This window comes from Arthrobacter sp. SLBN-53 (assembly GCF_006715585.1).
In the GTDB taxonomy this organism is placed as follows: domain Bacteria; phylum Actinomycetota; class Actinomycetes; order Mycobacteriales; family Mycobacteriaceae; genus Mycobacterium; species Mycobacterium neoaurum_A.
In genome coordinates this window covers 3,375,075-3,389,319 of sequence record NZ_VFNN01000001.1, presented here as the reverse complement: position 1 = coordinate 3,389,319, position 14,245 = coordinate 3,375,075, and the positions used below count along the sequence as shown (strand labels likewise).

Sequence of the window (14,245 nt, the reverse complement as noted above, 5' to 3'; positions counted from 1 at the left end):
ACCATGTCCAGCATCGATTTCCGGGTCTTCGTCGAACCACAGCAGGGTGCGAGCTACGCCGACCAACTCGCGGTGGCCCGCGCCGCCGAACAGCTGGGGTATTCGGCGTTCTTCCGGTCCGACCACTACCTGGCGATGGCAGGTGACGGGCTGCCCGGCCCCACCGACTCCTGGGTCACCCTGGCCGGTATCGCGCGGGAAACCTCCACCATCCGGCTCGGCACCATGGTCACCTCGGCCACCTTCCGGCATCCGGGTCCGCTGGCCATCGCGGTGGCCCAGGTCGACGAGATGAGCGGCGGTCGGGTCGAACTCGGTATCGGCGCCGGGTGGTTCGAGGCCGAGCACCAGGCCTACGCCATCCCGTTCCCGCCGCTGGGCGAGCGCTTCGACAGGCTGGCCGAGCAGTTGCAGATCCTGACCGGACTATGGGGCACCCCGGTCGGTGAGACCTACGATTTCGCCGGCACCCACTACACGGTCAAGGACTCCCCCGCCCTGCCCAAACCCGCACAACAGCGGGTACCGATCATCATCGGCGGCGCGGGCCCCAAGCGGACCCCGGCGCTGACTGCGCGCTTCGCCGACGAGTTCAATATCCCGTTCGCCTCGCTGGAGGATCTGACGGCCCAGTTCGACCGGGTCGCGGCCGCGGTGGCCGCCGCCGGACGCGCCCCGGAGTCACTGGTGTATTCGGCGGCGTTCGTGCTGTGTGCCGGCGCCGACGAGACCGTGCTGACGCGGCGGGCCGGGGCGATCGGGCGTGAGCTGGACGAGATGCGGGGCAATTCGCCGGTGGTCGGCACCCCGGCCGAGATCGTCGACAAGCTCGGCGCCTTCACCAAGGCCGGCGTTCAGCGGGTCTACCTGCAGGTACTGGACATGTCGGATCTGGATCACCTGGAGTTCTTCGCCGCCGAGGTCATCGGGCAGCTGGACTGACACACGGCTACGATCGGTGGCCGTGACGGGCGATCCCAAATGGCATGAGCGAACGCCCACCCTGCTCGCCGCGAGTGTGGCGGCGCTGGTCGCCATCGGCCTGGTCGTGTGGCTGACGTTGACGCTGGTCCGCCAGGTGAACACGCCGACACCCCCGCCGGAGTATGTGACGCCGACCTTCACCGATGGCAGCGCTACCTCGTCGGCCACCACCACCGGGTCGGCCTCGACTACCAGCAGCTACGTGCCGCCGCAGACCAGCGACATCCTGGGACCCGAAACCAGCGAGACGACCACGACCACGACCACCACCCGTGAGCGGACCCGCACCGAGCGCACCCGGCAGAACGACGACGAGGACGACGACGAGGAAACCACCACCACCCGGCGTAACCGGCAGAACGAGACCAGGACGCTGTACCCGGTCCCCGCTCCCTAGCGGCCCAGCGCGTGGAATTCCGCGACCAGCGCCTCGGCGCTGCGGACGGCGGCCCGGCAGGCCCGAGCGGTGAACGGGTCATTGAGCGGGTGCTCCGCGCGGCGGCGCCAGCGCTGGGTGGCGGCGAACGCCGCGCGCGGGCCGTCGTCGGATCCCAGGCCGGGTGCCAACGGCCCCAATCCGAGCCTGCTGGCCGCGTCGGTACCCGCCGCCCCGATCAGCCTGCGTAGCGAGGCCATCTCATCGTCGGTCAAGGTCGTTGGGCGCGAACGTAATTGGCTCAGCAGTCGAAGTTCCTCGAAGGCATGTGTGTCGGCAAGCAGCGGGTCGATGTCGGCAAGGATCTGTCGGGCCGCGTAGACCGGATTCACCTGCACGAACCGCCGCAGCGACAACAGCGCGGTGTGCGCCTTGAGCAGATCCGAACGCTGGGCGAACTGCTGGTCGATGACATCGCGCAGCGCGATCAGACCGCTACGCTCCAGCAGTTCGTCGGCCAGTGCCACCGAATCGCTGATACCGGCCCGCAGCACCGCGATCGAGATGCGCAGGCCGAACATGCCGAACCGTTCCAGCAGCGCCGCGCGGGTCGCGGCGTCCACCGGCAACGACTCGTCCTCGCGGACGAACCGGTCGGCACTGAGCATCGCCTTGGTCAGATCGGCGGGTTCCACGGCCGCCAACTTCTCCAGTGCGACGAACTCGCTCTGGCGCAGTGTCCGCGCGGTCAGCGCGAGCAGCCCGGAGACCGGAACCACTGCCTGACAGATGCCGGTCTTGTCCATCTCGGCGGTGAACCGCGTCGCGACCTCGCGTGCGGACAACATGGCGTCGAGACGTCCGGCGCCGATCTCGTCGGCGCGCGAGGCGACCCCGATGACGCCCAGCGCGCCGGTCTCACCGCCGGTGAGCTCACCGATCTGTTTGAGCAGCGCGATATCGGCGGCGTTCAGGGTGCGCAACAGGAACACGACCGCATCGACACGCGGCACACCGTCCTGGGGCACCAGCAGGCGCAGGGTGCGCTCGGAGACATCGCGTGACAGCGAGGACGTGCCGGGAGTGTCGATGATGGTGGCGTCGATCAGTTCGGCGGCCGGCCAGGCGACGTCGAGATCCTCGATATCGGCCGGGTCCAGCCCGGCGAAGCTGAACGTCAGACCGCGCTGCCCGTCCTCGGTGGCCCGCGCGATCGGCACGTTCGAGGTCCGGCCGTCCCGATGGTTGGCGGTCACCTTCGGAGTGGGTCCGTGCCGGAACGAGGTCACGATGCGGGTGGCCTCGGTGGCGTCGGTCGGGGCGATGTCCTCCCCGACCAGTGCGTTCACCAGTGTCGACTTACCGGCCTTGAGGGTGCCTGCCAGCGCGATCCGCATCGGCTGGTTGAGCCGGCGGCCGATGCGATCCAGTTCGGCATGCACATCGGGCCGATTCCGGTAGGCGGGATCGGCCCGATAGGCGTTGACGGTGCCGGCCAGGATGGCGCGGACGTGATCGCTGGTGCTCATGACCTGGACAAGCTTAGTGACTACCCGCCCACCAGCTTGTCGGTGTTCTCGATCACCTGACGCAGGATGTCGAGCTGACGGCGCAGTTCCTTGATCCTGGTCTCGCGCTCGGCCTCCTCGAGTTTGGCCGAGGACAGCGCGGCCTGCAGCGACTCGTTGAGTGACCGACTGGTCTGGTCGGCGATGCTGCGGTAGTGATCGCGCAGCTGACGCTGGATGGCGCGCAAGCGGTCCCGGGACTCCTTGTTCACCACGAAGGAGACATCATCGACGAAGCGGCGCACATTGGTCTTGGCTTCGTTGCGCACCCGCAGCATCCGGTTCTCCATGTCCTCCTTGTAGGCCTTGCGCCCCAACAGGAATCCCGCCCCAAGCGACAACGGGTTGAACATGCCGAGCCCGGCGAACGAGGTCAGCATGCCGAACATGAGGATGCCGCCGTAGGAGCCGCGCATACCGGTGACCACCTTGTGGCCCGCCTTGATCGGTTTGGCCTCCAGCCGGGCAAGCGATTTGAACTCACCGAACCCGGCGCCCATATCGCGGGCACTGACCTGGGGTAGTTCGACGGCGTCCAGGCCGGCCTCCATGAAGAGCCTGGCCACCTCGGCGGCCAGGGCGTCGGCGCGCTGGTAGGCCCAGACGAAGTTGTCACCGACGGCCGTGGCAACGGCATCCTCCAACTCGGCACCGACCTCGGCCCAGTGCAGGGTCGGGTCACAACCGTCGATCACCTTCTCGGTGTGAGCGGTGATGTGGCGGAATCGGTTTCGTAGGTCGTGGTCGATATCTGCGGTCAGGTCGGCGATACCGTCGTTGAGCCGCTGCTGCCACAACGCGGTCTGCTGGAGCGCGTTCTGGGCTTCCTGCTTGCGACGTTCCAGCTCGGCGGTGAGCTTCTCTCGGGTGGCCGGGTCATCCAACGCGGCCAGCTCGGTGTCGATGGAGAGTCGCAGATGTTCTGCGGCGGCGCGTATTTCGGTGACGACATGGTCTCGGATCCGGTCGGTCTCGCGCGACATCACCTTCTCGGAGAGGAACGAGATGATGGCCGGGAAGTTCGACTCGGCGTTGAGCTCCTTGTCGTTGAGGCTGATGGCATGCCCGCGCAGCACCGAACTGGCCGGGATCACCGGGATCTGAACTCCGGCACGGCCAAGGTGGGCGGTGTCGACGCCGACGATATCGCGCCAGTACGGGTACAGATCGGTCTTGGTGGCGATGACGGCGGCCACCGGACAGATCTCGACGGCCTGCCGGATGAACGTCAGTTCCGGTTCGGTGAACTCCTGGCTGGTATCGCTGACCATCAACACCGCGTCGGCATCGGGCAACAGACCCAGCGTCGCCGAAAGGTGCGGTTGCCCATGCCCGCCCACGCCGGGGGTATCGATGAAGGTGAGGCCGTTCTTGAGCATCGGTGCGGGTGCGCCCACCTCCGCGCGCAGCACCTCCCGGCCCAGTGCGACGGGCAACCGGCGCAGGTCCTTCTTGAGGTCTGCCATCTCGATGGGCGCGTACTCCAGCCCGCCCGGCCCGGCCAGGACCAGTCGAGCCGACGGTTCCTCGGCGTAGGAGACGACGGTCGCCACGACCGTGCTCTCATCGTCGCCGACGCGGGCGACCGGCAGGTTGAGCAGGGAGTTCAGCAGCTGACTCTTGCCCTGCTTGAGCTGTCCGGCGATGACCACCCGGATGTGCGGGTCGGCGATCTTGTCCTTGGCGACCCGTAACCGCGCCACCAGATCGGTGCGCTCGTAGAGCTCGGCGATTCTGGTGGTGTGGTCGATGAGCTCGATGATGACCTTCGTCTTGCGAGGATCTGAGCTCGTCGGCGCGTTCGTCGTCATCGGGGTTCCTCTCCTGGGCGTCCACGGTAAACGTGCGAACTGGCGGGGACCAGGAGCGGTCCCCGCCAGTTCTCGGTGGAGGGATCTTCTTAGAACAGTCCGGCGTCGATATTGGTCTCGACGTGGGTGTCCATGTTGGTGTGGATGCCGACCGAGTTGTCGACCGAGTTGTCGACGGCGTTGTGCTCGGAGTGGTCGACCAGGGTGTGGTCGGCGCTGTTGTCGATCTCACCGGAGTTGTCGACGATGGTGATGCCACCGCCGTGACCACCGTCGCCACCGCCGGCGCTGCCACCACCGAGGAGTCCGCCGCCGGCCACCGCGCCGCCGCCGTGGCCGCCGCTGGTGTCGACATCGTTGAGCACCGGGCTCTTGTTGCCGGAGATGATGTCGTCACCGGCGATCTGCGAGTTGTCGTGCACCTCGTTCTCGCTGCCCACGATGACCGGCGAGTGGTTGCCGGTCTTGACGTCGACCTCGGAGTTGTCGGTGACGTTCTCGTCGCCGACGACGTTGTGGTGACCGGTGACGTTGTCGTCGCCGACCACGATGTCCTTGCCGGTGACATTCTCGTCGCCGACCACGTTGCCGTTGCCGGTGGTGACGGTGCCCGCGTTGTTGCCGTCGACCACGACGCCGCCGTCGGTGGCGGTGTTGGCGGTCTTGTTGCCGAAGGTGATGTCACCGAAGCCCAGGTTGAAGCCACCGACCTGAGAGTTGGCCCCGGAGCTCTGGTCCGGGCTGAGGAACTCGGCGTTGGTCCGGTTGTGGCTGGCGATGTCGGTCTCCGGTGCGAAGGTGCGCTGCGGGGCGTACATCGGGGCGAACGAGTTGGCCAGGCTGTGGTGGTCGGCAACCGCGCGCTGCAGGCCCAGGATGGGATCCCCGCCGCCGAGGGCGACACCGGCCGGGGCGGCCGTGGCGGCGACGGCGTGCAGCTGGGCCGCGGTGACGTTGGGCAGACCGGCGTCGCGCAGCGCCTGCTCCGGGTCGGCGATGAAGGCGCCGGCCACGTCGGGGCTGCGGAACAGGTCGAGGATGTAGTCGATGATGGTGGTCATTTCGGTGCCTTTCTCGATCTTGGCTCAGGAGGCTTGGTTCCTGTCGCTGGATGGTCCGGCGAACTGAAGACAACGTTATGGATCCGCCGACCCCGCTGAAACGGGGTTGATTCCCCTCCCGCCCGAACCCCGTACAGGGGTTTAGGGGCCACCCCCATTAGGGGATTAGGGGATGCCCCCGGGGCGGATATCGGCACACGAAAAAGCCCGCCCACAGTGGCTGTGGGCGGGCTCGTCCGGAGATCGATCAGTCGAAGGTGTGGAAGTCGTGGTGCTCGGGGTCGATGGGCTGCTCGGGCAGCGACCAGTCGGCCACGACGGGCTCGAAGGCCGGATCGGCGACCGGCTCGTCGACGATCACCGGACCGACCGGGATGTCCTGACTGGTGAACACGTCGTCGAGGGCGCCACCGACACCGTGGAGCTCCGGGGCGGTGTCCACCACCGCGGGAATATCGAGATGGTGCAGGTCATCGACCATTGCCGGGACCGCGTCGTCGATACCGAAGGCGTCGAACGCCGCGGTGGCCGCACCCGTGGCCCAGACATTGGCATCGGCGGCGGGAGCCACGGTCTCGCTGACCACCGGGATCAACTGGTTCACATCGGCGATGGTGACGTCGGTCAGGCCGGCATCGGCGATCGCCTGGTGCGGGTCGGCGGCGTAGCTGGCCGCGGCGTCGGGGTCGCGTACCACCGCCATCACGAAGTCGAGCAGCGAGTTACTCATCAATCCCCGTCCCTGAAGTCCGTTACATCTGGCGCTCGTGCACCGATGTTATCCACGACGGCAGGCCACGAGATCGGTGCTGAACCCACTCGCCGACGCGGGCCGTTAGGGGATCGTCCGTTAGGGGTTTCGACACGTTAGGGGGATTACCGCGTCGGCGCTATCCCAGCCGATAAGGTGTGGCAGGACTGATGAGCAAAGACGAGGGAGGGGCCGCTCCATGAGCGACTCGCTGGGGTTGTCCGTCGGGGCGACCAATTTGGTGGCGGCCCGCGCAGGTCGTGCGCCGGTCACCCGACGGTCCGTGCTGACCGTGTTCACCGACCGGGCCCCCGAGGTGGGCGTCCCGAGCGAGAACCCGAACCTGAGCGGCCAGGGCCTGGTGCTCGGCGGGTTCGTCGACCGGGTCGGCGACCCGGTTCCGCTGGTCGCTTCCGACGGCTCCTCACACCGTGGCGAGCAGGTACTCGCCGAGGCACTCGACGCGATGGCCCACACCGTCGGCGGGGGCAATCCGATCACCATCGCGGTCCCGGCCCACTGGTCGGGCAACGTGGTGGCCGCCCTGCAGGGTGCGCTGCGCAGCAAACCGGGTCTGGCCAATGCCGCGCTGGTGCCGGATTCCATTGCCGCACTTGCCGGTCTGCGCACCGCAGGTAACCTACCGTCCTCCGGTGTGGTCGCGCTCGTCGATCTCGGTGGCAGCGGCACCAGCGTGACGCTCGCCGATGCGGGCGCCCAGCTCGCCCCGATAGGCGCGACGCTGCGCTACCCGGAATTCTCCGGTGATCAGATCGACCAGGCGCTGCTCAACCACGTCATCACCGGAATCGCCGATGCCGGTGCGGCCGACCCGGCCGGAACGGCGGCCGTCGGATCATTGGGCCGGCTGCGCGACGAATGCCGCCGCGCCAAGGAACGGCTGTCCGCCGAAACGGCGACCGCGGTCCCGGCCGAACTCCCCGGATTCAGCTCCGAGGTCCGGGTCACCCGGTCCGAGCTCGAGCAACTGATCGAAGAGCCGTTGAACGGCCTGCTGGGCGCCATCGACGAGCTGTTGCAGCACAACAACATTGGACCGGGCGACATCTCGGCGGTCGCGACCGTCGGTGGCGGTGCGGCCATTCCGCTTGTCACGCAGCGACTTTCCGAACGCTTGCAGGCGCCGGTGAGCACCGCGCCGCTGGCCGCCGCCGGTGTGGCCGCGGGTGCGGCACTGGTGGCCGACCTGGCGTCGGAGGCCGGCGCCGCAACCGGGTTGGCTCCGGTGGCCTCCCCGGATGCGGCACCGACCGGCATGGCGCCGACGATGGGCTGGGCCGGTGCGACACCCCCCGCCGAGGAGGGACCGTCGGGCGGGTTGGCCTGGTCGCAGGACGAGGACGCCCCCACCGGCGAGCCCGTGCCGTACCAGGGGCCGGACTACCAAACCGGTTACACCCCAAGCCCCACCGATGCCCGCCCGCAGCTCGAATTCGCCACCGGTGAGGACGACTATCCCGCCGAACCGGCGCCATTGCCCTGGTACAAGCGGCCGCCGCTGCTGTTCGGCGCCGCGGCCGCCGCGGCGCTGCTGGCCGTCGGCGGGCTGGCGGTCACCCTGACCGGCAACAGTGGACCCAGCGGCCCGGTCACCGAAACCGCGACAAGCTTCTCGACCGAGCCGGTGCAGACCACCCAGACGGTCACCGTCACCGGTGAGAACGGCGTCGTCACCACCTCGGAGATCCCGCCGCCACCGCCGCCCCCGCCCAGCAGCACCACGACGACCACGCCGTCCACCACGTCGTCCACGACCACCACAACCACCACGACCACCACAACGACGACGACCACCACCACCACCACGACCACGACGACGCCGCCCACGACGACGACCACCCAGCCCACGGTGACCACCACCCAGGCCACAGTCACCACCACGGCGGCCCCTGCCCCCGAACCGGCGCCAGAACCGGCGCCCGAGCCGGTGGATCCCGTCATAGACGGCGCCGCCTAGCCCGACCGTGATCCCGGCGCTGCTGCAGGCACCGGCCGATCCGGTCCGGGTGCTGGTCACCGGCGGGATCGGTACCGGCAAGACGACGTTGCTCGGCACGGTGCGCACCGCGCTGCGCAGCGCCGGGGTTCCCGTGCTGAGCCGGGTCCCGCAGGCCGGGGAAGCCGTTTTCGCGGCCCTGGTCATCGACGATGCGCACCTTCTCGACGACGGCCAGTTGGCCGTGTTGACCGAGCTCGCGGCCGACACAGACCGCACCGTCGTGGTGGCCTGCGAACCCTCGGCGCACCGGGATGCCCTGCGCGCCTTGACCATTGCCCTCACCAGAGAGGGACCCGGAGTCCAGCTCGGCCCGTGGACGGGGGCCGAGATCCACCGCGCCGCGGCCGAGAAGAACGGTGGCTCCCCCGACCCGGAGTTCGTCGCGGCGGTGCAGACCGCGACGGCAGGCCTGCCCTTCCTGGTGCACGCCGCGGTGTCCGCACCGCAGCGCCCGCCGGCCGATTCGGCCCGCTTCGCCCTGGTGGAGCGGCTACGCCAGATGTCCCAACCGGTCCTGGACACCGTGTTGCTGTGCTCGGTGGCGTCCGGCCTGGGGGCCGATGACATCGCCGCGGCACTGGGCCTGGATATCGACCCGGCCCGACAGCTCGTGGACGAGGCGCATGCCGGCGGGCTGCTGGCCGCAGGCAGGCATCGCGGTTTCGTCAGGACCGTGCACCGGGCGGCCGCCGAGGTCGTCGGGGCCGCCCGCCATCACGATCTCGAACTGTCACTGTTGCGCACCCAGATCCAGATGTCCACGCTGACAGTCGATCTGGCTCTCGCCATGGCCGAGCACGGGCTGCGCGATCCGCAACTGGCCGCGGCGTTGGCGGACCTGGCCGTCGGCCACCGCGACCAACCGGCGCAGGCGGCCCGGTTGTACCGTGCGGCCGCCGATGCCGGTTCGACCGAGCTCAGTGCCGAACTGGCCGACGCGCTCGCGCTCACCGGGGACTGCGCGGCCGCGGCACGGCTGGCCGATGAGCTACTCTCCGCGACCGATCCGGTCCAGCGCGCCGCCGCGGTCCGGATCGCGGCCAGCGTCGCCGTCCACGACGGTGGTGCCGCACGGGCCGGCGACGTGTTCGCCTGGCTGGGCCCCTACCCCGACGCCGTCATCGCATCCGCCGCCGCGGTGGTCGCGATCGGTACCGGCGACGCGGCGGCGGCCCGCGCCGCCCTGGCGATGCCGGACTCCGGGCCGCCCACGTCGACCGCGCGGGCATCGCGCCGACTGGCCGAGGGCCTGCTCGTGTCGCTGACGGCGCCGTTCCCGACCGCGATCGCGACGTTGAGCCAGGCGGTCACCGCTGACCATCCGATATCGGTCGTCATCCCCGACAGCCCGTCCGCTCTGGTCACCCTCGCCGCGCTGCACGGTGGCGACGCGGTCCGCGCCCGCAGCATCATCGGCAGGGCGACCCGAGGACACCCCGAACCCTTCACCGCCCACCGACACCGGCTGCTGTGGGGATGGTCGCGGATGCTCGACGGCCGACTGGCCGGGGCCACCGCCGAGGTTGCCGCGACCGACGGCGTGACGTTGCATCGCCGCGATGCGCTGTGGGCGGCGGCATTGCGCACCGCCATCGCGCGTCGCAGCGGTGACAGCGGCGGGGTGCAGAAGCATTGGTATGCCGCCATGGAGGTGCTCTCGGAGTACTCGCTGGACCTCTACTCTCTGCTGCCGCTCGGGGAGCTGTGGGTGGCGGCGGCCCGGTTGCGCCTGGTCGACCAGGTGCAGCACCACATCGACACCGCCTTCGACCTGCTCGACCGGCTCGGCAATCCGGTGCTCTGGTCGGTGCCGTTGCACTGGGCTGGCGTGCACGCCGGCATCCTGTCCAACTCCCCCGACGCCGTTGCACCACACGGGCATGCGCTGACGGCGGCGGCGCCGCACAGCACCTTCGCCCGCGCGCTCGCGGCGGCGGGCCGTACCTGGCTGCGGGTGTTGGCCAATCAGGTCGATGTCGACGAGGTCACCGCGGCCGCCAACGGCCTGGCGCAGTTCGGACTCACCTGGGATGCGACCCGACTGGCCAGCCAGGCGGCACTGCAGACACCGGATCCGCGCATCTCGGGCGTGATGCTGCAACTGGCCCGCGATCTCAAGATCACCATGGCGGACCCGGACGGATCCGACGGTGATCTTGCCCACAGACCCGACGGCCCGGTGCCGGGCGCCGATCCGGCCACGCCCCCCTCTCCCGCGCCGGCCCGGCCGACAGCGCCGTCGACACTGTCCGACCGCGAGCGCGAGGTGGCCGAACTCCTCCTGCTGGGAATGCCCTACCGCGATATCGGCAGCCAGTTGTTCATCTCCGCCAAGACCGTCGAGCATCACGTCGCCCGCATCCGTCGCCGGCTGGGCGCGGAGTCGCGTTCGGAGATGCTGTCGATGCTGCGCGCGCTGCTCGGAACAACCGCCTGAGCGGTCGCCCGAGGCGTCGCTCAGGGTAGCCAACCGACTAGTTAGGACAGCCTTGCTAGCGGCGCCAACTTTGGTGATGTAACTATGAGCAGGCAACTAGCCTAAGTTACCCGTGAGTAACCGCGCTCAAGTTACCGGCTAGTAACTGAAAACCACTGGGAGGCACGCCGTGCAGCACACTCTCGAAATCAGCAGATTGATCCTCGGACTGCTGATGACCGCCGTCGTGTTGGTGTTTGCTGCAAAGCGCGTCCTGTGGCTCACCAAGCTGATCAGCTCGGGCCAGAAGCTCGGCGACGAACGCGGCCGCAAGGACGATCTCGTCCGCCGCTTCCTGAACCAGAACAAGGAAGTCTTCGCCCAGTCGAAGCTCCTGAAGTGGTCCATCCCCGGCATCGCGCACTTCTTCACCATGTGGGGCTTCTTCGTCCTGGCCACGGTGTACCTGGAGGCCTACGGCGTCCTGTTCGACCCCGAGTTCCACATTCCCTTCGTCGGCCGCTGGGCCGTGCTGGGCTTCCTGCAGGACTTCTTCGCCCTCATGGTGTTCCTGGGCATCGTCACGTTCGCGATCATCCGCATCGCCCGCGAACCCAAGAAGATCGGTCGCGAATCTCGGTTCTACGGCTCGCACACCGGTGGCGCCTGGGAGATCTTGTTCATGATCTTCCTGGTCATCGCGACCTACGCGCTGTTCCGCGGCGCCGCCGTGAACGTGCTCGACGAACGCTTCCCCTACCAGAACGGCGCGTTCCTCTCCGACGGTGTCGCCTGGCTGCTGGCCCCGCTCGGACCGACCGCGAACATGTGGATCGAGACGATCGCGCTGATGGGTCACATCGGCGTGATGCTGGTGTTCCTGCTGATCGTGCTGCATTCCAAGCACCTGCACATCGGCCTGGCGCCCATCAACGTCACCTTCAAGCGCCTGCCCGACGGCCTCGGCCCGCTGCTGCCGATGGAGCACAAGGGCGAGAAGATCGACTTCGACGATCCCGCCGACGACGCGGTGTTCGGCCGCGGCAAGATCGAGGACTTCACCTGGAAGGGCTACCTCGACTTCACCACCTGTACCGAGTGCGGACGTTGCCAGTCGCAGTGCCCGGCCTGGAACACCGGTAAGCCGTTGTCACCCAAGCTCGTCATCATGAACCTGCGCGACCACATGTTCGCCAAGGCGCCCTACCTGATCGAGGGCAAGCCCATGCCCGAGGAGGGCTCGGTCGACTTCGCCGAGCTCGGCGACAGCCTGCACGGACACGGTGTGCCCGAGGACGGCTTCGCGCGCATCGAGGGCTCCGGCCCCGAGCAGGCGTTGCGCCCGCTGGTCGGCACCGCCGAACAGGGCGGCGTCATCGATCCCGACGTGCTGTGGTCCTGCACCAACTGCGGCGCCTGCGTGGAGCAGTGCCCGGTGGACATCGAGCACATCGACCACATCGTCGACATGCGCCGCTACCAGGTGATGGTCGAATCCGAGTTCCCCGGTGAACTCGGTGTGCTGTTCAAGAACCTGGAGAACAAGGGCAACCCCTGGGGCCAGAACGCCAAGGACCGCACCAACTGGATCGACGAGGTCGACTTCGACGTCCCGGTCTACGGCCAGGACGTGGAGTCCTTCGACGGTTTCGAGTACCTGTTCTGGGTCGGCTGCGCCGGTGCCTACGAGGACCGCGCCAAGAAGACCACCAAGGCCGTCGCCGAACTGCTGGCCACCGCGGGTGTGAAGTTCCTGGTGCTGGGCACCGGTGAGACCTGCACCGGCGACTCGGCCCGCCGCGCGGGTAACGAGTTCCTGTTCCAGCAGCTGGCCGCGCAGAACGTCGAGACCATCAACGAGCTGTTCGAGGGGGTCGAGACCGCCAAGCGGAAGGTCGTGGTGACCTGCCCGCACTGCTACAACACGATCAACCGCGAATACCCGCAGCTCGGGTCCGACTACCAGGTCGTGCACCACACCCAGCTGCTCAACCGCCTGGTCCGCGAGAAGCGGCTCATCCCGATCAACCCCGTCGGCCAGGACGTCACCTACCACGACCCCTGCTTCCTCGGGCGCCACAACAAGGAGTACGAGGCGCCGCGTGAGCTGGTCGGTGCGGCCGGCGCGAAGCTCACCGAGATGCCCCGGCACGCCGATCGCGGCCTGTGCTGTGGTGCCGGCGGCGCCCGGATGTGGATGGAAGAGCACATCGGCAAGCGCGTGAACCAGGAGCGCACCGAGGAGGCCCTGGACACCGGAGCCTCGGCCATCGCGACCGGCTGCCCGTTCTGCCGCGTCATGATCACCGACGGCGTCGACGAGGTGGCCACCGCGACCGACCGCCAGAAGGCAGAGGTGCTCGACGTGGCACAGCTGCTGCTGGCCTCGCTGGAGACCAGCCTCTACACGCTGCCCGAGAAGGGCACTGCGGCCAAGTGGTCGGCCGAGCTCGCCGAGAAGCGGGCCGAAGCCGAGGCCGCCGCCGCGCCTGCGGTCGAAGAGACCGCCGAAGAGGAAGCGGCCGTCGAGGAGACGGCCGCTCCCGCGAAGGCCGCGGCTCCGGCCGCCGCCGCTCCGGTCAAGGGTCTCGGAATCGCCGGTGCCGCCAAGCGTCCCGGCGCCAAGAAGGCCGCACCGGCACCCGCGGCCGACGCCGCACCGGCCGCCGAGACGGCCGCTCCGGTCAAGGGACTGGGCATCGCCGGTGGCGCCAAGCGTCCGGGCGCGAAGAAGGCCGCGGCAGCGGCACCCGCCGCGGCCCCGGCGGAGACGGCACCGGCCGAGCCCGCCAAGCCCGAACCCGAGGTCAAGGGATTGGGGATCGCCACCGGCGCCCGCCGCCCGGGGGCCAAGAAGGCCGCACCGGCAGCGGCACCGGCGGCCCCGGTGGAGACGGCCACCACGCAGGACACCGCCGATGCGGATACCGCGATCGAGGAGTCCAAGCCCGAGCCGCCCGTCGTCGGATTGGGTATCGCCGCAGGCGCTCGTCGTCCCGGGGCGAAGAAGGCCGCCGCGCCCAAGCCCGCCGCCGCACCCGCGGCACCCGCGCCGGCCGAGGCTCCGGAAGCCGCTGAGGTTCCTGAAACCGCTGTGGCCCCTGAACCGGCCGAGGCCGAGGCCGCCCCGGCGGCGCCGAGCTCCAACGGATCCGGTGCGGACGCCCGCGTCGTGGGTGACGAGCCCCCGGTGAAGGGTCTGGGCATCGCCAAGGGAGCCCGGCGGCCCGGTAAGCGCTAGAAACCCGCACCTACTGC

9 protein-coding genes are annotated in these 14,245 nt (G+C 69.0%); 5 read left to right on the top strand and 4 right to left on the bottom strand.

Features of this window, described 5'->3' with window-relative positions; all coding sequences use genetic code 11:
- Nucleotides 1–3 precede the first annotated feature (3 nt).
- Nucleotides 4–942, top strand: coding sequence for an LLM class F420-dependent oxidoreductase (locus tag FBY28_RS16155; RefSeq protein WP_174241654.1), 939 nt, complete (start codon nucleotides 4–6; stop codon nucleotides 940–942).
- Nucleotides 943–964: 22 nt separating this feature from the next.
- Nucleotides 965–1,381 carry a hypothetical protein gene (locus FBY28_RS16150; protein WP_216847746.1) on the top strand — a complete coding sequence of 139 codons (417 nt, stop codon included), beginning with the start codon at nucleotides 965–967 and terminating at the stop codon, nucleotides 1,379–1,381.
- Here the strand turns inward: FBY28_RS16150 and FBY28_RS16145 are convergent.
- The 4 genes from FBY28_RS16145 to FBY28_RS16130 all read right to left on the bottom strand — a co-directional run bounded on the left by FBY28_RS16145 (nucleotide 1,378) and on the right by FBY28_RS16130 (nucleotide 6,530).
- Complete coding sequence (locus tag FBY28_RS16145) at nucleotides 1,378–2,889, bottom strand: dynamin family protein (RefSeq protein WP_141868384.1); 1,512 nt, start codon at nucleotides 2,887–2,889, stop codon at nucleotides 1,378–1,380. The genes FBY28_RS16150 and FBY28_RS16145 overlap by 4 nt on opposite strands.
- 20 nt (nucleotides 2,890–2,909) lie before the next feature.
- Nucleotides 2,910–4,739 carry a dynamin family protein gene (locus FBY28_RS16140; protein ID WP_141868382.1) on the bottom strand — a complete coding sequence of 610 codons (1,830 nt, stop codon included), beginning with the start codon at nucleotides 4,737–4,739 and terminating at the stop codon, nucleotides 2,910–2,912.
- A gap of 89 nt (nucleotides 4,740–4,828) precedes the next feature.
- Nucleotides 4,829–5,800, bottom strand: a complete 972-nt coding sequence (locus FBY28_RS16135) for an IniB N-terminal domain-containing protein (protein ID WP_141868380.1) — start codon at nucleotides 5,798–5,800, stop codon at nucleotides 4,829–4,831.
- A gap of 247 nt (nucleotides 5,801–6,047) precedes the next feature.
- A complete protein-coding gene (locus FBY28_RS16130) occupies nucleotides 6,048–6,530 on the bottom strand; it encodes an Rv0340 family IniB-related protein (RefSeq protein WP_141868378.1) in 483 nt (160 codons plus the stop codon).
- A gap of 220 nt (nucleotides 6,531–6,750) precedes the next feature.
- Between FBY28_RS16130 and FBY28_RS16125 the strand changes: the two genes are divergently transcribed.
- The 3 genes from FBY28_RS16125 (at nucleotide 6,751) to FBY28_RS16115 (ending at nucleotide 14,228) form a co-directional block, all read left to right on the top strand.
- Nucleotides 6,751–8,529, top strand: a complete 1,779-nt coding sequence (locus FBY28_RS16125) for an Hsp70 family protein (protein ID WP_141868376.1) — start codon at nucleotides 6,751–6,753, stop codon at nucleotides 8,527–8,529.
- Nucleotides 8,530–8,536: 7 nt separating this feature from the next.
- On the top strand, nucleotides 8,537–11,008 hold the full coding sequence (gene iniR / locus FBY28_RS16120) for an isoniazid response ATPase/transcriptional regulator IniR (protein ID WP_141868374.1): 2,472 nt from the start codon (nucleotides 8,537–8,539) through the stop codon (nucleotides 11,006–11,008).
- 169 nt (nucleotides 11,009–11,177) lie between these two features.
- A complete protein-coding gene (locus tag FBY28_RS16115; RefSeq protein ID WP_141868372.1) occupies nucleotides 11,178–14,228 on the top strand; it encodes a (Fe-S)-binding protein in 3,051 nt (1,016 codons plus the stop codon).
- Nucleotides 14,229–14,245 lie beyond the last annotated feature (17 nt).